Source organism: Peloplasma aerotolerans (genome assembly GCF_030012175.1).
Lineage (GTDB): Bacteria > Bacillota_I > Bacilli_A > Acholeplasmatales > Acholeplasmataceae > Peloplasma > Peloplasma aerotolerans.
Genome location: NZ_JASCXW010000006.1, coordinates 34556 through 59050, shown reverse-complemented (window position 1 = coordinate 59050; position 24495 = coordinate 34556). Strand labels below are relative to the sequence as shown.

The window sequence follows — 24495 nt, the reverse complement described above, 5'->3', positions numbered from 1 at the left end:
AACGTTCTTTTTTATTTATGAATAGAAAGAAACGCAGAAAATTTTAAGATATTTAAAAAAGAAAGTAATATCGTTATTGAAGCGATAACTATTGTGTAGTAAGTTACTATTGTGTCGTTAACACTATAAGTGAGTAGTCCAGAAAGAAGTTTATAAAACATTACAGGTAAGAATAGAATGAGTAAAAGATAGACTCTATGATAATATATTTTGACTTGATAGCCTTGTGCAATAAACTTTTTTTTACTGATAATCATAATGATTATACCAAGATGCATTAATACCAAAAGTATCCAAAATAATGATTTAGGCATTAATTGAAGCATGATGATAAAAGTATAAACAATGACTTGTCCAATAATAAACATAAATAGAATCTTATTCTGATTTTTCATCAGTAAGCACCGTTACGCCTATTAGTTGATCAAAGCCTTGTTCAATTTGTTCTTGAGAAAAGCCAGTTACTTTGAAACAAGCAACTTGGTGGTCTTTCTCAATTTCGATTAAATCAGGTTTATGATCCTTACATCCAACCATAGCAAATGGACATCTTTGCCAGAAGCGGCATCCTTTTGGAGGGTCGATTGGACTTGGGATATCACCTTTCAAAATAGTTCTTTTTTTATTTTTATCAACATTCATATCCAAAACAGCTGATAGTAGTGCATGTGTATAAGGATGTTGAGGGTTCTTAAATACTACAGAAGACTTGCCAGACTCCACAACATTTCCAAGATACATAATAATCATGTTATCGCAAATACATTTAACAACTGCAAGATTGTGTGAGATAAACACATATGTTAAGTTTAACTTTTTTTGAATTTCTATTAGAAGGTTTAATATTTGAGCATGTACGGATACATCGAGTGCACTAACTGGTTCATCACATACTAAAAAATCAGGATTTAAGATAATTGCTCTTGCAATACCTATACGTTGTCTTTGTCCACCAGAAAAATCTGAGGGATTCCGATATAAATCATTCTCATCTAAACCAACGAGTTTTAGAAGTTCTAGAACTCTTATTTTCATTTCATCTTCAGTGTAACCACCACGAATATACATGGGTTCTGAAATAATTTGAAAAACATTCCATCTAGGATTTAATGATGAATATGGATCCTGAAATATCATTTGCATATGTCTTCTTGTTTCAATAAATGATTTTCGATCCAACTCAAATAAACTTTGATTTTTGAAGAAGACCTCACCTTTTGTTGGTCTAATCATGCCAATCATTGCGTTAGCAAGTGTGCTTTTTCCACAACCAGACTCACCAACAACACCAAAAGTTTCCCCCTCTATAATATCTAAGGAGACATCAGTAACAGCTTGAACATATTTCTTTTTTGCAAAAGGTAAACCACCTTTAACAGGGAAATCTACTGATAAATTTTTAACTGAAAGGATGATAGATTGATCTTTCATGAGTGATCTCCTTTCTTATCTTCAAAATTCCTAGGATAGAAACAACGGTATTCTCTACCATTTTCAAGTTTCTTTAGTAAAGGCATTCTTTCCTTACATTTTTCAGTTGCATAATTACATCTTGGATGAAAGTAGCAACCAGTTGGTTTAAACATCGGATGAGGAACACTATCAGGTATTTGAACGAATGAATGTTTTGTGTCTGACAGTTTGGGGACTGATAAGCTGAGTGCTTCAGTGTATGGATGATAAGGGCTTTCAAAAATATCCTTAACGGATGCTTTTTCGACAATTTTTCCAGCGTACATAACATAAACTGTATCTGCCATATTGGCAACTACACTTAAATCATGAGTAATCAACAAAGCTGATACCTCATGTATTTTTTGCATATTCTTCAAAACCTCAAGTACTTGAGCTTGAATCGTTACATCTAATGCCGTAGTTGGTTCATCTGCAATAATTAATTTAGGCATACAAGCAAATGCTAACGCAATTAAGACACGTTGACGCATGCCACCTGAAAGTTGATGAGGGAAATTATTAGCCCTTGATTTTGCTTCAGGAACGCCAACAAGATCAAGTGATTTGATTGTATTAATTCTTGCCTGTTTTTTAGACATGTTACTATGGCGAATATAGATTTCATCGATTTGTTTTCCAATGGTCATAACAGGATTCAAAGCTGTCATAGCATCTTGAAAAATGATTGAGATTTCTTTTCCTCGTATTTCTTGCATCTTATGTTCAGATAAGTTTTTAATCTCAAGACCACCTAAATTAATTGAATCAACTCTCATAACAGCTGGAGGTGAGTTTAATAAACGCATGATTGCAAGAGAAGTTACACTCTTACCGCAACCAGATTCACCTACTAAAGCGACACATTCACCTGTTTTAATATCAAGATCAATACCCTCAACTGCTCTAATCATGCCTTTCGCATTTGGAAAAACGACTTTAAGATTTCTTAATGTTAGCATGTTTTCGCTCATGGGTTCACCTGCTCTTCCTCACCAACTGGATAGCCTAAAATCATACTTTCATCCATTGATGAAAAAACTTCATCTAAATATTGATTGTTTAGAGTTTTAAAAATCTTATAAACATTGCTTGAAGCTTTCATTCTTGGGTTAAATATTTCTTCCATAACAATACCAATACGCATAAATGAGAAGACAGCCAAAAATATACCGATACCAGGAGCCATAATCCACCACCAAGCACCAAATAGCATCGCTCCACCACCCTGTGCATCAGCAAGCATTTTACCCCAACTTATAGCTGTTGGATCTCCTAAACCTAAAAATGATAGACCCGCTTCAGCAACCATAATACCAGCACTTGTTAAAGCTGTTGTCATAATAAGAAGGTGTGAAGTTCCTGGTAAGATGTGTCTAAACATAATATGCCATCTACTTGCACCTGCAAGTTCTGCTGCTTTAACATAGTTACTATTTTTAAGAACAAGAACTAAAGATCGAATGATTCGAGCCAATCCTGTCCATCCAAATAGAACAAAGACAAATATAATAACAAAATAATTACGTCCTAATAGATTGGTTAAGACTATAATTAATGGAAGTGTTGGGATGACCAGCATAACATCAACTGTACGCATAATTAAATTATCAACAAAACCACCAATGTATCCAGCCATAACACCCATAATTGCCCCTAAGAATGCTAAGATTACACCAGTTGATATACCAATCAAAAGTGAAACTCTTGCACCATAGATTAACATACTAAATATATCTTGACCTGTTGTTATTGTTGTTCCTAAAGGATGTGTTAAACTCGGACGAAGCCCTTTTGCTGCTCTTTGAGTCACATCATATGGATCAAAAGGTGCGATGATTGGTGCAAATATCGCAACAACAAATAAGAAAATAACAATAATTAAACCAACTCTACCCTTTGGGTGTTTCCAAAGTTTCATAAGAAACTCTGTTGTTGGTCTGAAACGTTTCTTAAAAACTGTCCAAAATTTCTTCATCGCTTATCACCTACCGTTACTCTAGGATCTAAAACGACATAGAAGAGTTCAGTAAGCAAGTTAGCTATAATAGCGAAAGTGGATAAGAATAACATAATTCCCATCATCAATGGATAGTCATTAGCACTGTTAGCTTCTAAAAATAGTGTACCCATACCTTGCCAGTTAAAGATTTGCTCGATAATGATAGCTCCACCAATCAAACCACTTATACTCATACCAAGAGAAGTAACAATCGGAAGCAGTGCATTTCTTAATGTATGCTTATATAAGATTTTATTGTGTCCAAGACCTTTAGCACGTGCAGTTAATATAAAATCTTCATTTGTTACTGCAATCACACTATTTCTTGTGCTTTGTGCATATCCTACAATACCACCAATTGACATACTCATAATTGGTAATGCAGCATTATTAAAGACGACTCTAATTGCTTCTAGACTCCAATCGAACTGTGAGACCATATTAGGGTTTGTATAGGCAGGAAAAAGTTCTAACTCAAAGCCAAGATAAAATGAAGCCATCAAGGCGATAAAAAATCCAGGAAGTGCAACACTGATGGTTGATGCATTTAACAAGAAAGTGTCTTGCCACCTACCTCGTTTCCATGCAGCAAGCGTACCAATTAGAAGACCCATTGTTAAACTAATCAATAAAGTGGTCACCGATAATACCAGTGTCCACGGTAATCTTTCACCAATTAAAGATACAACTTTTGGAGAACCTGATCTAAAAGATGTTCCTAAATCCAAACGCATTAATGCCTCTACGTAGTTCGTATACTGCTCAAAAGTTGAAACATCAAAACCATATTGCTCTCGCGTATATTGTTTGATAATCTCATACTCAATTTCAGACATATTACCTTGTGGTGGGTAATAACGCTCAGCTGGATCATCTACGCCAATTCTAGGGATGAAGAAGTTCAACGTCAAGACAATGAAGAAAATGAAAATAGCGTAAATAACACGCTTTAAGACATAACTCTTTTTCATGAGTTTCCTCCTTGTCTTGAAACATGTTCAATCGTTTGAAGATTTGTTGAATTAAATAAAGTTGCTCCTGGTTCAATAACATAACCTGTATATCGATCTGTACGTCCTATAGAAATAACATTCGTTGAATAAAGCGGTATTTTATAATATTGTTCAGCAATCAAAGGTTGTAGTTCATAAATCAGTTCATATTTACGATTCAAGTTAAGTGTTGTACGCATTTCCTCAATTCTAGATGATAATTCAGTGTTGCGTAGTCTACCGTAGTTTGAGGTGCGTCCTAAAGCAACAAAGTGTGCATTAAGCATAATGTCTACGTTGACTAACGAGAATACAACACCTTGAATCGTCATGTCAAAGCGACTATTCCATAAGTATGTCGTTTCTGGTGAATTCCCTTTAGCCTGATAATTGATTTCAACCCCTATTTTTTGAAGTTGAATTTCTAAGAAGGATATGAGTTCAATTTCACCTGGATGTCCAAGGACATTAAATGAAACCCGTTTGTCTTCCATTAAACGATAGCCACTGCTATCCTTTTCTGGAAACATTTCATCTAAGATGAGATTAGCTTCCTGAACTCTTTGTGAAATTGGATCGTTCAAGATATCTGAGTTTGGATTATAAAAATCTGTTAGACTAGCAGAGATTAGTCCTGCACTCATACGTTCTGCAGAACCATTTGCTACAAGATCGATGAGTTCATTTGAATCAATCGCAAGTGCAATTGCTTTTCTAAAATTAACATCTGCGAGTAAATCGCGCATTGGATTTTGCTGTGAAACTTCAGGATTTACGTTAAATACTAATGTTTGAACGTAAGTACCTTCAGCAACAGATAGGAATAAATGTTCTCTACCCTCAAATAAGCGAACATAGTTTGAACTAATATTTGAATTGAGAATATCAATATGACCACGCATTGCTGCATAGATAGCAACATTGACGTCTTGATATAAAACAAATTTGATACGATCAACTTTATATAAAGGTGAACCATCTTCGGCCGTCAAGTGATAATCTTCTCTACGTTCAAAAACGATGACAGAAGTACCGGACTGACTCGTATTTATAAGCCATGGACCACTGCCAACCGGATTTTGATAAAGTTCAAGCATAGCTTCGTTAGGTTCTCTACAGTTGAGTTGTAATTCTCTTGATACAATAGGTTCCCAAATATGACTTGGCAAAATTAAAATGGTTGTAAATAAACTTGTCACTGCACCAAGTACTCCACGTACATGGATATAGATCACTTGATCTTTTTCGGCCTCACTAATAAAATAACCATTTTCATTCGCACCGTGATCATAAGTAAAAACACCTTGAAGTTGAAGTTCACCAGTACTTGAATATAAATGCAATAGATCTGCTGTCCACGCTAGTGCACCCGCATGATTAGAAAGATAATTATTTCTAGCGATGTCTAAAGAATAATAAACATCTTCAGCAGTAACAGGTATACCATCACTCCAAGTAGCAGTTTCATCAAGAACAATCTTGACAGTTAAGTAATTTTCAAAGCGAGCATTCTGAGGATTTAATAATCGTCTAAGGCCATCACTTTGTAAACGTTCATAATCGACATGGTTATCTCCTGTTGTTATAGGCAGGCCATCTTTATCGACATAATACCATTCTTTCGCAAGGGAAGGTAAGAAACCACCGGTTTCATCATCATATGCGAATAATGTACTATAAAGCATTGATGAAATGGTTGGTGCGATTCCATCTCTTGAAAGCCAAGGCATAAAAGAAGCGGGAAATGAAGATTCAACTACACCAACATATAAGGTGTTTGAATCATCACGTCTCCTTTCATAATCTCCACTTGAACATCCAATTAGTGTAACCATTGAGAATAATAAAAGAACAAAAAGCATTATTTTTTTTAACATATAAACACCTCGTCATTTAGTTCAAGATGTGTTTCTTCAAAATAGGATGCGGCAAAACCTTGAACCATCGATCATGGCTTTGCCGCTTTATGCAATAACTGATAAAAATGTATAATATCTTTTATTTAGATAAGAAGAATCCTAAACCACCCATACTACCGCCTTCGTCCATGCCTGGAAGTAGCATACTAAAATTAAGTCCATCTGATGCTAATGCAATACTAGGTTGAGGTGTTACATCATCTAGGATAACCATAATCATCATCGTCTTCATAATAACGAATGCTCCGGTAGCTTCGACAACCACTTCGTCTTCATCATCAACGATAGTTAGATCGTAAGTTCCATCAGCTTTAAGAATTAATGTTGTGGTGTATTCAATTTCTTCATGAGTAGCACTACCAACAAAAGTTCCTTGGATTTTGGCATTATAGAAAGTGAGATCTGTACCTGGCATACCACCGATAACTCTGAAATTACCTGTTAATACATGGTTTTGAAGTGTTGCAGTGTATGCATCACCTTCATCAGGAGTAAGTGTCAGTGTTGTTCCAGACATTTCATATTGTCCTGTTTCAACATATGATTCTGGTTGTCCAACATCTGATGTGTAAGTATAACCACCAAACATGTCAAGTTCTAAACTAACATTTGCTGTATACATAAAGGATACTTTCTTACCAAGGAAGTTTCCAGCATATGCGGCATGTGTTGCATAAGTTAATGTAGTTTCAGTTCTCGATGAAGCCATATGTGACGCTTTAATAGAAGTTGAAATGACACCGTCAACGATTGTTCCAGCTATTTCATCTTCTCCATCAGGAGTTAATGTAAATGTTTGTCCAGAAATATTCCAAGTTCCTGTTTCGTTATGTGAATAGACTGTCTCACCCATTGAGTAATGGCTGACAAACGAGTACTTAAGACCAGCTCCTAAAGATACAGTATAGTTATAGGTTACTGAACTACCCATAGCTTGAACGGTGTGAGAACCCGCATATAATCCGTAGTATGCATCGTGAACTAGTATGTTTGCTGTTAGAGTGTATGTGATTTGTGGATCATCTGGATCTTCAGCAGAGAATGCTATATTACTGGAACCATATGGCAAAGTAGATTGAAATACGAGGTTGCTTCCGAGTAGCGTAAATGTAGCAGTCTTAGGGGTATCTGGTGTGTGACCTTCATAAATCATCATGTAGGTGCCACCGCTAGATGCTAATTGGCCTGTACCACGGCTATCTGCAGCTAAGAAGTTTCTATTTGGAGCAAGAATAAAGGTGCCGTCATTATTGATACGCATGAAAAATATTAAAGGCATACCAAAGTTACTGATATCAATTTCATACTCACCAGCTAGTATATGTGCATCTGGTGTATCGACAGGGGTATCAACCGGTGTTTCAACCGGAGTTTCAACTGGGGTTTCATTTGGATCTGTTGGTTGATCATCAACACAAGCAAACAATCCAAAACCTACGACAAAAATAATTAACCAAAGGCTTGAAAGCTTCATTAATTTTCTCATTTTTTATAATCTCCTCTTTTATTTATCAAATGACAGTGAAGTGATTCTTTATTTTCAATGCCATGTAAAACCTGGTTTAGGTTTACTACTACAAGGATATCAGCGTTGTATTTGTTCATAAAATGTTTGATAGGTTGGGTATCGCATAACTATATCTTTGTCTATATTATAACAATGACACTTTGTCATGTCAACAAAAGATTTAATAAAATGCTTTAATTCATAAATAATCTTATATAGATAGGTTTTGGAATGACGTTGAATATGATATTTCCATAAAATATATTTATTTTATGCAAAACAAATTTAAGGAATATTTGACAGATTAAATGTTATGTGCTACAATTATGACAAAGTGTCATGTCTGTTGCAAATGGAATCATAAAAATTTAAATATGGAGGATTTATTCATGAAATCTGCAGAAAGTTTCTTTAATTGGGCATTTAAAACAAGAGCAAATACAGTAACAAAATTGTATGAAGGCGAAGAAATGTCGAAAGAAAAAGTGTTTTTGAGTTTTTGTTCGCACAACCCAGCTTTGGTATCTAATGGACCAGCGGGATTGAATGCGAGCATCAAAGGTGTTGGTTTTATTCCGAAGCCTGAGTATTTGGAAGAAACATTGGCTGCATACATTGAACACATCAAGAGCTATGATGGAGATGATGCTGCATACAGCAAGAGAGGTTTAAAGTTGTTGGTTGAACAACTATATTCGCCAGAAGCACACCATAAAATTGATTTTACACGTGTGGTTAGTTTAGAAATGGCAAAAAAACACAGTTATGAGAATTATTCAGATAATTCAGAAGCAACACTGATTTATTACCAACCACCGATCGTTTCTTATGAGTTAAGAGGAAAAATGGAAATTCATGATGAAAACACTTCTGGTAAGAGAGAAATTTATCAACAGTTTATTAATGCTCAACATGATGTTTATCATAGACCTGATATGAGTCGCTGGTTAAAATATCCTGCATACGTTTTTAGAATAGAAGAAATCTGGGATAATTGCGCTACTAAAGAAGGTTTTGGAACTTTGCTAAAATATCCATACGGAGAAGTCTAATCAAATCATTTGATAATACATGATGAAATCAAAAAGCCCACACAATTGTGAGCTTTTTTTCTTTCTTACTTATGAATAGTTCTCACTATTTATTTAATCCTAAGCGTAAAGCATTTAATAAAGTTCCAGAGGTATCAGTACCGTGTTCCCAAAACATCAAACCACCTAAATCCTGATCGATAATATAAGCACTCTTTTCAGCTATTGATCTAGGATTATCATATGAAACAAATACTGTGCCATCTGTTTTAACCATATAAGGAACACCAGCATTAGCGTCATACCTTTTAATATAATCATTATTGTTTAAAAATGAGTTGATTATTTCAGTATAGTGCACAGATCCTGCATTTGACCATGAGTTCCATGTTTGCGTTGAAGTATTAAATGATCTTTCTTGTCGAATACCGTAGAATGCTAAACCAAAGATTAATTTACTCTTTGGAATATTGAAGGTGTTTGTAAAGATATTAACACTTTCTGAAATAGAAGCACTAGATAAGGTTCTACCTGCACTAAACGATGGATAGTCAAATGAAGAGCTTGGATATAATGGATTTTGATATTGCCCATTACCTGAAGACATACCATAAGTCATAACATTGATGTAATCGATATATTGTCCAGAATTTAATAGGTCATACTGCGGGGGTTGCCATTGACCTCCAGTGATAGCAGTTGTTACAAGATGATTTGGATTGTTGGCTTTTACTTTTTCATAAACAATGCGCATTAAGTTTGTATATCTTGTACGTTCTGAGCTTGTTGGTGTTTCCCAATCGATATCAACACCATCGAACCCATGAGTATTAATCATGTCAACGATATGATCTGCAAATGTATTGACTAATGTGGTGTTGGCAGCAATTGTTGACCATGAAGATTCGGGAGCAACACTCATTAAAACCCAATTCCCATGATTTCTTGCTTGAGGCATAATGTATTGTGCAACATTAGCTAGATAATGGTTACCAATGAGTGAACCATCCGATTGTGCGATGATAAATGCAGTATTAATAATATCTAATGTCTCAAAAAATTCATTGTTAACTGTATGATAGTTTCTATAGATATAACTTGATGCTATTGGAGCGTCTAATGATTTATAACCTTCTGCTTGAATATCATAAGATTTAGTAAATGTTTCATCACCGAGGGTTATCAGTGCAGTTAAAACAACAGTAGTTCCCACATATGGACGCTTGTATAGCCCTGTATCACTCAAAATGTCTTCATCACTTGATGACCATTCAATGGTGTATCCACTATATTTCGTAGGTAAAGATATATTGTCCATCGCATGTTCTGGTATTGCTAGGTCTATGTAATCATATAATTCTTGCAATGTTGCACCTCCCCATAAGGCAGTGTATGTTACAGTCTTTACATTTTGTCCATTTGTGTATCCAGGAAAAGTAGCAACAATAGATGATTCACTTTCCCATCCGAGAAACTTGAAATCTTCACGAACAGGAATTGGGAGTTCAAAAGACTCTTTTTCAAGTGTTTCTAATTTTCCAGAAAATTTATCTTCAGAATAAAAATACACTGTCATATCTCCTGATGTATATTGTGATATGTCTTGATCAAATAAAACAAACATTCTTGAATTTGGGTCTTGTGTGTAATTAATGATATTATTTCGTGCTTTATCATCTTGTGTCTGTGCATGCACAGCTAAGACATATTCATAATCGGGTAAATCTAAATCTACAATACCAGCTGTTGCTGGATCTCTATAGACAACCTCATATGCATCAAATGTTTCATTATAAATGACGAATAATTTGTAAAACCATCTTAATGCCGTATTTGAAGTATCAAAGAAAGTAAATGATTGACCGACAATATCCCCATATGAAGTGATTTTTAGAGTTTGATCATGCTCATGTTCACCAAAATATGAACGAGTAAAATATCCACCATTTAAATCATAAAAGACTGGGATTTCTCTTTGTGCATCCGGATTAATACTTTCAATATCTAAAAAGGTATAAATGATTTTAGAGGGATTAAAAGAACCACTTGAGACATCCATTAATATACCATTGATAACAATCGATATATTAGAAGCAAAAACATATCTTGATTTTGTTATAAGTACAAGTTGATAGTTTTGCTCTTTTTCAATTAAATCAACGTCGTAACCTCTTTGAGTAGTCGAGATTTCTAATGTATCCAAATCAACAGATATCTCAACTAAAGATATTTCAATGTTTTCTCCTGGGGTATTATCACAAGATGCTAAAAATAGAGTTATAAGTATGATGACAAAAAAAGTTGTTAGTTTGTTCATGTTTTACCAATCCTTAAATGTTGTTTTATTCATTTATAGTATACTATGTATTCATAGTTAATGCATGAAATCGAAAAAAACATGAATGAAAATAGACGTTTTTACGGATTTAGACAATAAATTTCAACTGTTGAGATTATATTTACCCAACAAAAAAAACGCATTTCTTTTATGCGTCTTTTTCTTTAACTAGGAAATTCTAATTGATAATAAAAAAAGAACAAACAGAAAAAACTCATCTTAAATGAGTCTGTAAAACAAATCAAAAAAACTAATCAATAAGTTTATTATAAATATCTAAAGGTACAAACTGCAACTTACCACAATGACTACAAACATCAATAGGAAATGCAGCACCTTCGGTATCCATAAAGTGAGCGTAACCAGAAAAATTAACTCTAAGTGCATAGCCACAATGAAGACATTTCATATCAACCATCATATCAAAATTAGGTGTCGATATAAATTCATTAAATGAAACAGCAGGACCAGCAATGAATCCTTGCTTAACAGCTGATTTATATTCATCATACAAATTCTTTTTTTGAACAAAAGACATATTCGCAGATGTTGTTTTAAATAGTTTAGGCATCACTAAATAACCTCTCTTTTCTGTGATTTGGTAGATATGAAGCATGAAGATTTAAAACCATAGTAGAGCCACATTGACATTTAAAGACATCATAGTGATAAGTCTTAAGTATCAAAGCTCGAAAGTGGAGTTGACGTTTAAGATAAGCAATAGAATTAGGGTTAATTAACTTTAACTCAGACGCAATTTTTCTTTTTGTCCGATTTGAATAAAAGCCGTAATAACGAATCAGATGAAATCCTTTATCAGGAATGTGTTTAATGAGACGCGCCATAAATTTAAAGACGTGATCCTTGATAATTTGTGTGCCTCGTTTATGATTTTTATCGAAAACTTTATCATCTTCATGGGGATCAAAGTGCCAAGTGACCTGGTGATTGATATCATCAAAGTCATCAATTCTAGATTCAGCGATGGCTGGATGAGAAGCATATCTAGCGATGTATCTAGCAATCTTTTTGGCGGTAGACAAACTAGACTTTCTTTTTAATTGAGGTCCATAAGCATAAAATCCTTTTTTGTACTTATGAATGAGATAACTTCTTAAGCGATTAAACTCGTTATAGATAGATTTTGTCGCATGGATTTTTAAATAAGCTGAGATGTTATTTAAGAGTCTATATTGCCAAAACTTACGAAGCCGCTCAAAGGGAAAGAAAGACATGTTAGATATACGACCGTTAGCATCAATAAAGCGTTCAGCAACCAAAGCATGGATATGAGGATTAGTCTTCATATCTCTGCCATAGGTATGAAGAAAACAAATAATCCCAAGTTTTCTATCTAATTGAAGGTCAGCTTTCGTTTTCTTAACAGCTTTATGAAGGACTTCATTTACGGTTTGAAATAAGATATCAAATAAGTCTCTATAAAGCCAAAAATATTTACGCATCTCTTGAGCAATTGAAAAAACAAAATGTCTATGAGGACACTTAAGTAATTTGGATTCAATAGCAAGTGTTCTCTCTTCTCGATATTTTTGATTACAAGAAGGACAAAATCTTGAATGACAAGATAGGCCTTGAATATGAAAGTTATCACAAGTTGGGCATTCATAAAAGAAGTAGCCATACTTAAAATCACGACAATGAATCATCTTTTCAACATTTTCGATAATTGAGGGACGTAGTTTATCTTCAAAATGAAGTTTAAATGAATCCCAGTAGGTGGCAAATATAGATTGAATGGAAGCAGAATCATCTCTATATACTTTTAGATTAGATAGTTTAGCAAGTTCATTGTTAAAGACATGCTCACCATGCTTAGCAGCAAGTTCTAATTGATCTTTAAACTTATACTTAATCACTATAGGTTCCATAAATCTATTATACAGCGTGATATTAAAAAGGAAAAGGCGATTTTAATCGCCCCTAGTGAATTTATTCACTTTTGTTCATTTAATAAATTTATAGTATTTTACGATTTGTATAATGCGTGTGTAACAAATGATGTGCTTTTTCACTATGAGGTGCACCTAAGTAATGTTCATATAGATTTGAAACAGCAGCGTTGTCGTGAGACTTTCGAATAGAGGTCAATCGATCAACTTGATAGATTGCATGAATACGTTCAATACTCACTTGATGTGTCGTACCATAAGGTTGTCCACCACCACCAACACATCCTCCAGGACATGCCATAATTTCAATAAATGTATAAGGTGATGTTCCAGCTTTGACTTGTTGAATAAGTATTTCAGCGTTAGAAAGCGTTTGAGCAACAGCCACTTTGATGGTTTCACCTTTGATTGTGACCCCAGCTTCTTTAATACCGCCCATACCTCGGACTTTATCAAATTCAATGGAATCAAGAGGTTTTTCATCAAGTATTTCTATAACTGTTCTAAGTGCAGCTTCCATTACACCTCCAGTCGCTCCAAAGATAGCAGCAGCACCACTAGTAACTTCATCTGGTTTATCAAAGCGCATTTCTCTTAGACTGTTGAAGTCAATACCCATTTGTTTAATCATTTTAGCAAGTTCTCTTGTTGTTAAAACCGCATCAACATCAGGATCTATTCCATTGACCGACATCTCTGTGCGTTGTGCCTCGTATTTTTTGGCAGTACAGGGCATAATGGATACAACATATATGTCTTCAGGCTTAATATTTTCACGTTGAGAATAATAACTTTTTGCTAAAGCTCCAAACATCTGTTGAGGTGATTTACATGTAGACAGATGTTTGAACATGTCTGGATGTTTTTGTTCAACATAATTAATCCATCCAGGGCAACATGAAGTGAACATAGGAAGAGTATCACCTTTTTTGATTCTATCGATGAGTTCGTGTCCTTCTTCAATAATCGTCAAATCAGCTGTGAAATTCGTATCAAAAACCTTGGTAAAACCAAGCATTTTAAGTGCAGCAATCAGTTTGCCAGTCACGATACTCCCGAAACTTAAATTGAGTTCCTCACCTAATGAAACACGTATTGCAGGGGCAACTTGAACAATGACATGTTTATTCGTATCATGAATGGCACTCCAAACACGATCAGTATCGTCTTTTTCATGGATTGCCCCAACAGGACAAACAGCCGCACATTGCCCGCAATATGTACAAACGACATCAGACAACAATTTATGATATGCAGTTGTTACTTGCATGTCATGACCACGCCCCATTGTATCAAGCACACTAATACCTTGAACGGTTTTGCAGACATCAATACAACGACCACACTTTATACAACGATTTGGATCCCTAACAATAGAAGGGTTGGAGTCATCAATTGGAAGTTTTTCTAATACTGAGGGGAATCGATTGTGATCGATACCAAGCGTATTGGCTAATTTTTGCAGCTCACATTTCATATTTCTAACACAAGATGTACAGTTTGCATCATGATTTGCTAGGATAAGTTCTGTAATTGTTTTTCTTGCATTGAGTGCTCTAGGAGAGTTTGTTAGAATTTGCATACCTTCTTTGACAACTGTTGAGCAAGAAGTGACTAACCCTTTTTGACCAACAATCTCAACGACACAAATTCTACAATCACTTTTGATATTTAAATCAGGGTAATAACATAATGTAGGGATGTTGATGTTGTTTTGTTTTGCTGCATTAAGTATAGTTGAGCCCTCTGATACACTAATGTTAACATTGTTTATTTTCAAATTCGGCATATTATGAGACCTCCTTAGTTAAGGAATGCTCAATTCGATTGATGTATTCCCATCTAAAAAAGTGAAGTGTTGAGATGATGGCTGTAGGTGCTGTTTGTCCCAATCCGCATAAAGATGTTTGGTGCATTACACGTGCTTGTGATTCCAAACTGACCAAATCTTTTTCTGTTGCTTCTTTGTTTTGAAATTTCTTAAGGGTATTAATTAATTGAAAATTTCCTTCTCGACATGGTGTGCATTTACCACATGATTCATGAGCAAAAAATTCAGATATACGAACCAAAAGATCAAACATGTCAAAACGATCATCAATGACGATAATAGCTCCTGCACCAGTTTTCGACTCGAACTCTTCAAATCTTTCGAAATCGATAATCATATCTAGCATATATTCAGGAATCATCGGACCACAAGCACCACCCAATTGAACCATTTTGATTTTGCGGTTTCCTGGAACACCACCACCAAGTTTTTTGATAACATCCCGTATTGAAATACCAAATGGAATTTCAAATACACCTTTGTTTTTTATATTCCCAGATAAACTGATTAATTTAGTGCCTGTAGAAGAAGGAGTTCCTATTTCTGAATATGCTTGTCCTCCTATTTTTAAAATAACAGGTATTGTGGCGAATGTCTCTACATTATTAATTAGTGTTGGTTTATCAAAAAGTCCTTTAGATGTAGGGAAAGGTGGTTTAACGCGTGTACGTCCCGCTTTACCTTCAATAGATTCTAGAAGAGCAAATTCTTCGCCACAGACATAAGAACCTGCACCAGATCGTATTTCAATATCAAAAGAAAACTTAGTATCTAAAATATTATCACCTAGAAGATGATGAGATTTCATTTCTTTTAATGCATTTTTCATTATTGATATAGCGTGATCAAATTCACCACGAATATAAATATATCCTTTAGTTGCATGTGTTGCATAGGCAGCTATTAGCATACCTTCAAGTATTTGATGAGGATCGTTCTCCATCAAGTACCGGTCTTTGAAGTTTCCAGGCTCTCCCTCATCAGCATTGCAGATGAGGTATTTTAGGAAGTCTTTTTCTTTAGCAAGAGCAATCAGTTTGATAGATACAGGAAAACCAGCTCCACCACGACCACGAAGCTTTGATTTTTCAATCTCATCTATAATATCTAGACGGTCCATCTTTAAAGCTTTTTTAAACATCTCATAACCATTAAGGTCCAAAACATTTTCAATGAGAAACGGATCTATTTTTCCGATTCTACTGGTTATTAGTCTTTGCTCAATCATGATTGTCACCATTGAGTTCAGATAATATAATTTTTACTTTGTTCGCTGTAAGATTGCCATAAACTTTGTTGTTAATACGCATAACAGGTGACATATCACAACAACCCAAACAACTAGATGTTTCTAATGTGAAACGCTCATCCTCTGAGGTTTCACCCAAATCAATTCCAAGTTCTTTTTTAAGCAAATCAAAAAGATTGAACGAATCGTTCAAATAACATGGAACATCTTTACATACTTGAACTACATATTTTCCCTTAGGTTTCATGGAAAAAAAGGAATAAAAGGAAATAACGCTAGATACTCTCGACGGTGGAATGTTTAGATAATCCGCAACAGCTGATAGTTCTTCGTCAGAAAATGTGTGATTCAAGTTTCTTTTTTGTAAATCCAGAAGTATTTCGATTAGATATTCTGGATTCCTAGGGTAGGTATTCAAAACTTTTTCTAACACAATAAAAGTCTCCCTTCTGTAGTTTTATGATTTCAGGACTAGCCTGTTCATGGGATTGATAGTGTTATAAAGTTGAGTTACCGTTTATTTATACTCATATTATACATGAATAGGAAAAAAAATAAAATGTTATTTAATAGATACTCATATTGAAGCGTAGTATCACATGTTTTCTTTAACTTGATTTCGTCTAACAATAATTATAATTATGATAAAAATCATGATAGAATGTAATAAAAGAAAAAAACGATTTAGAATGATTTGTGTTGTACATATGTAGTTGATTATTATAAAGAAATCATATTATCATATGAGAACAAATCGACATGGACATGCATTTATTGGTCGGTGTGCATGCATTACAATATTAGAGGGAAAAATGAAAAAGCGATATGTGAGAAAATTATTCAAATATAAGAAACCTTATCACTTAGAAAAAACAGAAACATTGTTTGTAAAATCAATGAAAGAAAATGCTGTTTTTCAATATGAAAAAAATCAAGATATCAAAAGGATCTATGACCAAGCACTATTCAACCCTTATGAAATATCTAAAATGGATGACTTAATAAAGATGCCTTTTATTCCAACACTTTATTATAAGCATCACGAACTCTTTTCAATGCCAAAGAAGAAAATGCTTGTTAAAGCAACCTCTTCTGGAACTTCTACAGGTATTAGAAGTCAAGTTGGACTTGACTTTAGATCTCTGTTAAGAGGTCTATGGATGATGATCACTTTAGGCAGATATCATAAGTTATGGAGCCTAAGGCCGACAAAATATATTATATTTGGATATCAACCTAGCAAAAAGAATAAAATGGGGATTGCAAAAACTGCATATGGTTTTACATGGATGGCACCAGCTAGAAAAAGAACTTATGCTATAGAAATGACAAAACAAGGTTATGAAGTCAATCTTGATCGAGTTAAACAAGCATTGATTAGTGCATCTAAAGGAAAAACTCCTGTTAGAACATTAGGGTTTCCAGCGTATACCTATTTCTTATTAAAAGAGATGAAAGCTGAGGGAATTAAATTAAAACTGCCTAAAAAATCATTAGTGACTGTCGGTGGTGGATGGAAACAGTTTTATACTGAAGCAGTTGATAAACAAGTCTTTTATGAATTAGTTGAAGAAGTCCTAGGCGTACCAAGCACAAATTGTGTTGAATTCTTTGGTGCAGTCGAACATCCAATTCTATATGTTGACTGTAGACATCATCATTTCCATGTTCCTGTTTATGCAAGAGCTATAATTCGTGATGTTGACACTTTAGAGCAAATACCTAATGGTCAAATGGGGTTATTAAATCTATTAACACCAATGGTTGATGCTACAGCGCTACAATCTGTGATGACAGACGACTTATGTATATTACATGATGAACCATGCCCATGTGGAGAAAAATCACCATGGTTAGAAATCATCGGTCGTGTTGGTATACAAGATATTGTGACATGTGCAGCTGGAGCAGATGCTTTAATGTCGAAGGGGGAAGACAAATGATTTTATATCAAGGAACAGTTTATGATGATTCAAAACAAAAAGAGTTAATACAATCATTAAAAGAAGATTGTTATCAAACCTTATCCCTAATGAAAAAAATAGAAGCAAAAGATGTAATTGAAGCATGTGATCAAATTGCTAAAAAGGTAAGAAATGGTGATTATAACGAAACCATTCTCCCTTCACTTGCAACACTTGATATCCCATTTGAACAATTTGAGCATTATATTTCAATGTTTGAAAAAGATGCATTAGAAAAAAAGGTAAAAACTGAATTAGGCGAAGATTATCAAAACTTAAGTGATATCGAAGATAGCAAAAGAAAGATTATGCCTTTAGGGATTTTATTTCATATCGCTGCAGGAAACGTTGATGCGCTTCCTGCATATAGCGTTGTCGAAGGTTTATTAGCAGGGAATATCAATATCTTAAAACTACCAAGTGGTGATAATGGTTTATCAGTTCAGTTATTAAAAGAGCTTATTGATATTGAACCGAAATTAAAAGATTTCATTTATGTTTTTGATGTCCCATCAACTGAAATAGAAACATTAAAGATTTTTGCAGGTATGTCAGATGGGATTGTTGTTTGGGGTGGTGATGCAGCAGTATCAGCAGCACGACAAATGGCACCAATAGATGCTAAAGTTATTGCTTGGGGACACAAATTATCTTTCGCATATGCAACACCAGATGCCAAAGATGAAGATTTAGCAGGTTTAGCGCATCACATTTGTGAAACCAATCAACTTTTATGTTCATCATGTCAAGGGATTTTTGTTGACACCGATGATCGTAAAGCGTTAGATTTATTTGCTAAAAGATTTTTTGATATCTTTCTTAAAGTGAGTAAAGAACATAAACAAGTATCGATTGGTATGAGAGGTAAAAATACAATTACCTTATATTTTGAAAACCTAGAATCGCATCAATCTCATAAAACTATATTCCATCAAGATGGTGTATCGGTGATTGCTTGCGATGATCAAAAGCTTGAGTTATCAATGCTATTTAGAAATGTATGGGTTAAAAGACTAAATAGAAATGAGATTGTCAAAGTTGTTAAACCACATAAAAACCATTTACAAACTGCTGGTCTTTTATGTGGACAAAATGACGTATTTGATTTAACAGGTAAATTGTTACAAGCAGGTTTAATACGTATCACAAAACCTAAAGACATGGCAAGGTTTTATGTAGGTGAAACACACGATGGCACCTATGCTTTAAGGGAGTATACTAAAATCGTTGAGTTTATTGATTAAAAAAGGAGACAATTAACATGGAAACACAGTTTAAAAAGATTAAAGCTTTATATAAAAGTAGAGATTTAAAAGCGATAGAGGTATTTGTTGAAGAGCTTTATCAAAACCAAGAATTACCGGTACTTATAGGAACTTCGAATGGTGAATTATGCTATCAAAAAGAAGATATTATCAAAATATTCAAATCTGATTTAGAAGGATGGGGAGATGTTGATGTTGATTTAGATTCATTAGAATTGATTGAATATGGACCCTATCAAGTAGGACGTTGTTTTTCTACAATTAAACAAACGTTCAATTTAGATGATCAAACGTATGATAGGTTTGTTCATATCGTTGAATCAATAAAGAAATCTGATGAAGGAACTAATTATCAAAAAATCACGCTCATTCAACGACTACTTGTGCATCTTATGCATGATCGTAAAAAGGAAAATAGAGAATATCTATGGGATATGTATTTAGACATGATAGCAAAACAAGGAGTTTGCTTAGCATTACAGTTTTCTCTACCAATAGATCCATTGTGTCCAGATGTTAGGATAGACGATTTTGAGACTTATAACAAATCACTTTTCGAAAGAGAACTAGAAATTATTCAAAAAATGAAAACGAAAAGTTCAATAACAATCGATTTTAAAGATCAATTAAATGGTATAATATTGAAAGAACAAAAAGCTGATAGTGTTGCGCTTAATGATGATATCGTAGTGATTGATCAAAGCGATGAATACTTTTGCTTTGTAGCAGTGGGATCATATCAAAAGAAAGTTAAATTTGAAGAAAGACTATCATTACTTTTGAAGCATGAATATCAAGGCATGGAGTCTAAAAGGGCATTATTTGCTTTGAGAAGAGATATTGCATCACACTTAGCACATGATGCAATAGGTGAGACAATGGATGTTCATTTTAGAATGACTGGTATTGGTATCATCAATAATCAAGGTGTTGATATTTTATATCATCAAATTACATTACCTTTTAATTTGATTTTAGAAGAAAAAACAGATAGAGATAAAGCTTTATTTTAGGATTCTAGACCACTTTACGAAATGGTTAACATGATATAATGATAGTAATAAAACAAGGAGTGATGAATAATGGGTAAACTTGATCATAAAGTAGCAATCATTACAGGTGCAGCACAAGGCATAGGTGCCGCGACTGCACAATTATTTATTAAAGAAGGAGCATTTGTAGTCTTAACAGATGTTCAAGATGATAAAGGGAAAGCACTTGCAAAATCTTTAGGAGATAAAGCAATCTATATGCATCATGATGTATCCATTAGAAAAGATTGGGAACACGTCTTAAAAGAAACTGAGAAGCTTTTTGGACCTGTGAGTATTCTTATTAATAATGCAGGTATCGTTATCCAAAAGTCCTTGGAAGAGTATACGGATGAAGATTTCCATAAGTTATATATGATTAATCAGTTTGGGGTATATCTTGGTATGATGGTCACTTATCCTTCCATGGAAAAAGTGGGTAGAGGAGCTATTGTTAACATCTCCTCGACATCTGGCTTTAGAGGTAAAGCAGGTCTAATGGGATATAATGCATCTAAGTTTGCAGTTAGAGGGATGACCAAAAGTGCAGCACTAGATTTCGCTAGCAAGAATATTAGAGTCAACTCAGTCCATCCAGGATTTATCAATACACCAATGACATTAGATCACATTAGTGATGAATATAAAGAAAAAGCGATGAAAGATACACCACTTGGACGCGGTGGAGAACCTGAAGAAGTCGCTCAAATGATTTTATTTTTATCGTGTGATGATTCAAGTTTTTCTACTGGTAGTGAGTTTATCACTGATGGTGGTAGATTGGCTTAATTTCAAAATCAAACAAATGAAAGAAAGGACGACATATTCAGTTTCATGTGAAAATTCCAAACAGAATATAAAAATATCTTATGAAAAAAATAATTATCCTCATTTTCGCAATATCCATCGTCATATCATTAGCAGCTTGCTCAATGCTTTACCCACCACGCAAAAACAAACTAGTCAATGTGGATTTTTACGATTACATTAATGAAGTGATAGACAATAAAAAAATACCTTTGTATTTTGACGAACAAGAAGAAGTTCCCTTTATTGAAATCACAACCCTATTAGATTTATTACCAGCTTACTTATCTATCGAATCCTACGTATATGAAAGTGATACTGAAGGTTTTTCAATATCATATATCGAACCTAACCTTGAAAAAAATTTTAAAGTGGATTACGAATTAGACACCAAAATGCTTGAGTTAAACCATATCGAGTTTTTATATTTTCTTGATGGAGATTTGATCTATCCTGATTACTATTATCTAACAGAAGACTATAATCTTGAATCTCATCAGTTTTCGGACGCTGTTCTTTTAGATTTAGGAGGTTATAATCTTACTCCAATTATTTACCAAGAAGAATACTATTTACCTTTAGTTCTTGCAAATTTACTATTTAGCGGATTTCAAACAAATCTCTACTTTAATGGAGTTGCACTATTCGCAATTAACGCAGATATTGAGTTTGTTGATTTTCCTCTACGTTACATCAGTCAAACCATGCCACAGGACTTACAAAAACACATCATAGATTTTTTAGGTTTTTACTATGATTATTTTTATGGTTTGAATTTTTCACCAGAACCGTATAAATATAGAAATCTATTTGCTCCACTCAAGGAAACACTTAGTGAAAATAACAATTCGTTTTATCAAACTATAGATTTTTTAGTTAAAGATTTTGATGATATGCACATGCATCTTGTATTCGAAGGTTACTATGGTGGAAGTTATAGTTTTGATGACGATGATTATCAATATAAAGGTAGAACACAATTAAACATAGAACAAGAAGAGGTTTTTGAGGCATATTGTGAAAATAATTTATCTCGACAACTCAATTCAACAATCACTTTATTAATTGTCAATGAATTTGATACCTATACAGCAGAAGTTTTTGCCTATGAAAAGGATTTGTATATTGGAAATCAGACAACAGATGTCGTTATCGATTTTACGTGTAATCCAGGTGGTTATATGTATGCGATGATGGATATGCTACCCTATGTTATTGATGGAATAATACCCACAACTTTAAAACATCATACTTTATCAGGAATGCACAGTTATTATTTTGAATCAAACATAAACAGACTTAATCAAGACATTTATATCAAAACCTCAGCTTTGACTTACAGTGCTGCTAATATTTTTACATTATATGCGAAAACTTATGGAGATGTAATAATTATTGGAGAAAAGTCTAGTGGTGGATCAAGTCATGTTGATGTACTTTTCGCCCCTGGTGGGATGCTCCTTTATGTGCCTTTTGCCTTTCATTTTTCAAATCATTTAGGTGATAATGTTGAATATGGTATACCAGTCGATTACACACTGGTTTCACAAGAATCAAGTGATTTAATTGATTTAATTGAGTATATAAGATTATCTAATTAAACATAAAATAAGTGAATATTAGTAAAGAAAATGGCGTATGCTATCGTATGCGCTTTTTGTTATCATAGTTTATTTAATAATTGGGTATTTAGTCAATAGGACTTATCAGCAAAGAAAACAATATGTCAATATTTGTTTTAACTGACAAATAAATAAAACTAGTATATAATTGTTCTATCGAAGATCTATAAAAGGAAGAAGCGTGTAACATGTCCATTTGGTTTGCTTTAACATGGTTAGTATCCATCAATGTTCTCGCATTTGTCTTACTCAAGTCTAGACCAATGATTATCAAAAGCATCATCATCACCATTTCTTTAGTCCTTGTTATCTATAAAACAACAGAATATGTATTACAAATAGCATCTGGTAATCTAAGTAAAATACCAGTTGAGTTTTCAGCTGTTACATATATCCTTTTTGGTCTTACCTTCCTATTTTCAATAAAAGCGTTGAAACCATTCGTTACTTTTGCTGCTTTTTTATCAGGTTTCGGTTATCTTATCGTTTTTCCATTTATTTCTGATTTTTTGGTGACAACAAATGGTTTTGAAACAACACTTGTTGCTTTAGTGAGTCATTCATTACTCTATTTGGGTAGTCTTCTTGTAATGAAATTAGAACTACTGCCTGCATCTACGCGTAAACTTATTATGATCTGGACTCTGCTTGTCGTCATCTATCAAATTGGTATGGGTTTTATTATTCAATTTGAAAATGAATTCCTATTTATATATATTGTTTTAGAAGGCAAGGCAATCATTGGGTTGCAAGAAGCATTACCTGGGATTGCTGTTATTATATATATCATATATTTCATAGGCATATGGACAATCTATTTTTTCTTAGCATCACTCTTTTACTTAATTAGTCAAAAAATATACCACAGGTATTCAATAAAAGAACTACATCAGATTAAAAGCACAAAATAGTATGAAGAATAACACAAAATGATTATTTACTCTAAATAAGTGTATAATACATATATAGATTGGAGGATAAACACAATATGAAAAATCAAAGCAAAAAATTCTTTAGAGATGTAAAAAAACAAGCTGATAAAGCAGTTGATGAAGTTAAACAATATACAGCGGATACAAAAGAACTTATTGAGGTCTATCAGACTTTTAAGAAAGCATCAATCAAAATCAAAAAAGTTACAAGTAATTTTATCAACCTCGATTTACCGATTTATGGCATATTAGATAAAGATTTTGAAACATTGACTTTTAGAACTAAAGATACCTTAGAGGTAGACCAAGTCTTGCAGACTGGAAAACATACCTTAAAAGTTATATCTATTGGTGAAGAAATCGTAGAAGTACCTTTAATGGTTAATGATGTTGAACATAAAGTTGAATGTAAGGTAGCAACCCTTAAAAAAGTATAATATTAGATAAAACAAAGACTCGATACTTGAATCGAGTTTTTCTTTTGAATAGGAAATTGTATTTATATCATACATGAAGTATAGTAGTGACATTATGTATATCGCGCACGCGCGTGTGACATGGCGATTATGAATCGCCCCTAGTGAATTTATTCACTTTTGTTCTTTTGTAACGTAAAAAGCTCAATCAATTAAAAAAACATAAA

Annotated in this window: 21 protein-coding genes; 8 read left to right on the top strand and 13 right to left on the bottom strand. The window is 33.7% G+C overall.

The genetic code is table 11. The features are described from left to right. Window positions 1-11: 11 nt before the first annotated feature. From QJ521_RS03250 to QJ521_RS03220, 7 genes are all read right to left on the bottom strand, one after another. Entirely contained in the window at window positions 12-395 is a 384-nt protein-coding gene (locus tag QJ521_RS03250; RefSeq protein WP_282838989.1) for a hypothetical protein, read from the bottom strand. Further along, a complete protein-coding gene (locus QJ521_RS03245; protein ID WP_282838988.1) occupies window positions 379-1431 on the bottom strand; it encodes an ABC transporter ATP-binding protein in 1053 nt (350 codons plus the stop codon). Before QJ521_RS03245 ends, QJ521_RS03250 begins: the two co-directional genes overlap by 17 nt. Next, entirely contained in the window at window positions 1428-2426 is a 999-nt protein-coding gene (locus QJ521_RS03240; RefSeq protein WP_282838987.1) for an ABC transporter ATP-binding protein, read from the bottom strand. Before QJ521_RS03240 ends, QJ521_RS03245 begins: the two co-directional genes overlap by 4 nt. Beyond that, window positions 2423-3430, bottom strand: coding sequence for an ABC transporter permease (locus QJ521_RS03235; protein WP_282838986.1), 1008 nt, complete (start codon window positions 3428-3430; stop codon window positions 2423-2425). Before QJ521_RS03235 ends, QJ521_RS03240 begins: the two co-directional genes overlap by 4 nt. Continuing rightward, a complete protein-coding gene (locus QJ521_RS03230) occupies window positions 3427-4425 on the bottom strand; it encodes an ABC transporter permease (RefSeq protein WP_282838985.1) in 999 nt (332 codons plus the stop codon). Before QJ521_RS03230 ends, QJ521_RS03235 begins: the two co-directional genes overlap by 4 nt. Further along, window positions 4422-6323 carry an ABC transporter substrate-binding protein gene (locus QJ521_RS03225; protein ID WP_282838984.1) on the bottom strand — a complete coding sequence of 634 codons (1902 nt, stop codon included), beginning with the start codon at window positions 6321-6323 and terminating at the stop codon, window positions 4422-4424. The genes QJ521_RS03230 and QJ521_RS03225 overlap by 4 nt, the downstream gene beginning before the upstream one ends. A gap of 121 nt (window positions 6324-6444) precedes the next feature. Continuing rightward, complete coding sequence (locus QJ521_RS03220) at window positions 6445-7851, bottom strand: hypothetical protein (RefSeq protein WP_282838983.1); 1407 nt, start codon at window positions 7849-7851, stop codon at window positions 6445-6447. Window positions 7852-8261: 410 nt separating this feature from the next. On the opposite strand from QJ521_RS03220, the gene QJ521_RS03215 reads away from it, so the two are divergent. After that, entirely contained in the window at window positions 8262-8924 is a 663-nt protein-coding gene (locus tag QJ521_RS03215) for a hypothetical protein (RefSeq protein ID WP_282838982.1), read from the top strand. A gap of 85 nt (window positions 8925-9009) precedes the next feature. On the opposite strand, the gene QJ521_RS03210 is transcribed toward QJ521_RS03215, so the two are convergent. The 6 genes from QJ521_RS03210 to QJ521_RS03185 all read right to left on the bottom strand — a co-directional run bounded on the left by QJ521_RS03210 (window position 9010) and on the right by QJ521_RS03185 (window position 16664). Beyond that, on the bottom strand, window positions 9010-11220 hold the full coding sequence (locus tag QJ521_RS03210) for a glycoside hydrolase family 18 protein (RefSeq protein ID WP_282838981.1): 2211 nt from the start codon (window positions 11218-11220) through the stop codon (window positions 9010-9012). A 271-nt stretch (window positions 11221-11491) separates the two neighbouring features. Further along, window positions 11492-11812 (bottom strand): hypothetical protein, encoded by a 321-nt coding sequence (locus QJ521_RS03205; protein WP_282838980.1) that lies wholly within the window; start codon window positions 11810-11812, stop codon window positions 11492-11494. After that, window positions 11805-13118, bottom strand: a complete 1314-nt coding sequence (locus QJ521_RS03200) for an IS91 family transposase (RefSeq protein ID WP_282838979.1) — start codon at window positions 13116-13118, stop codon at window positions 11805-11807. Before QJ521_RS03200 ends, QJ521_RS03205 begins: the two co-directional genes overlap by 8 nt. 100 nt (window positions 13119-13218) lie before the next feature. Next, window positions 13219-14940 carry an NADH-dependent [FeFe] hydrogenase, group A6 gene (locus tag QJ521_RS03195; RefSeq protein ID WP_282838978.1) on the bottom strand — a complete coding sequence of 574 codons (1722 nt, stop codon included), beginning with the start codon at window positions 14938-14940 and terminating at the stop codon, window positions 13219-13221. A 1-nt stretch (window position 14941) separates the two neighbouring features. Next, complete coding sequence (locus QJ521_RS03190) at window positions 14942-16210, bottom strand: complex I 51 kDa subunit family protein (protein ID WP_282838977.1); 1269 nt, start codon at window positions 16208-16210, stop codon at window positions 14942-14944. Next, window positions 16203-16664, bottom strand: a complete 462-nt coding sequence (locus QJ521_RS03185; protein WP_282838976.1) for an NADH-quinone oxidoreductase subunit NuoE family protein — start codon at window positions 16662-16664, stop codon at window positions 16203-16205. Before QJ521_RS03185 ends, QJ521_RS03190 begins: the two co-directional genes overlap by 8 nt. 379 nt (window positions 16665-17043) lie before the next feature. Here QJ521_RS03185 and QJ521_RS03180 point away from each other — a divergent pair, with 379 nt between their 5' ends. The 7 genes from QJ521_RS03180 to QJ521_RS03150 all read left to right on the top strand — a co-directional run bounded on the left by QJ521_RS03180 (window position 17044) and on the right by QJ521_RS03150 (window position 24289). After that, window positions 17044-18174: a LuxE/PaaK family acyltransferase gene (locus QJ521_RS03180; RefSeq protein WP_282838975.1), complete on the top strand. Its 1131-nt coding sequence runs from the start codon at window positions 17044-17046 to the stop codon at window positions 18172-18174. Then, entirely contained in the window at window positions 18171-19439 is a 1269-nt protein-coding gene (locus QJ521_RS03175; protein ID WP_282838974.1) for an acyl-CoA reductase, read from the top strand. Before QJ521_RS03180 ends, QJ521_RS03175 begins: the two co-directional genes overlap by 4 nt. 17 nt (window positions 19440-19456) lie before the next feature. Then, window positions 19457-20473 carry a hypothetical protein gene (locus QJ521_RS03170; RefSeq protein ID WP_282838973.1) on the top strand — a complete coding sequence of 339 codons (1017 nt, stop codon included), beginning with the start codon at window positions 19457-19459 and terminating at the stop codon, window positions 20471-20473. Between the two features lie 69 nt (window positions 20474-20542). After that, entirely contained in the window at window positions 20543-21280 is a 738-nt protein-coding gene (locus tag QJ521_RS03165) for a glucose 1-dehydrogenase (protein ID WP_282838972.1), read from the top strand. A gap of 80 nt (window positions 21281-21360) precedes the next feature. Further along, window positions 21361-22899 carry a S41 family peptidase gene (locus QJ521_RS03160; protein WP_282838971.1) on the top strand — a complete coding sequence of 513 codons (1539 nt, stop codon included), beginning with the start codon at window positions 21361-21363 and terminating at the stop codon, window positions 22897-22899. A 209-nt stretch (window positions 22900-23108) separates the two neighbouring features. After that, window positions 23109-23831, top strand: a complete 723-nt coding sequence (locus QJ521_RS03155) for a hypothetical protein (protein ID WP_282838970.1) — start codon at window positions 23109-23111, stop codon at window positions 23829-23831. 77 nt (window positions 23832-23908) lie between these two features. Further along, entirely contained in the window at window positions 23909-24289 is a 381-nt protein-coding gene (locus QJ521_RS03150; RefSeq protein WP_282838969.1) for a hypothetical protein, read from the top strand. The last annotated feature ends 206 nt before the right edge of the window (window positions 24290-24495 follow it).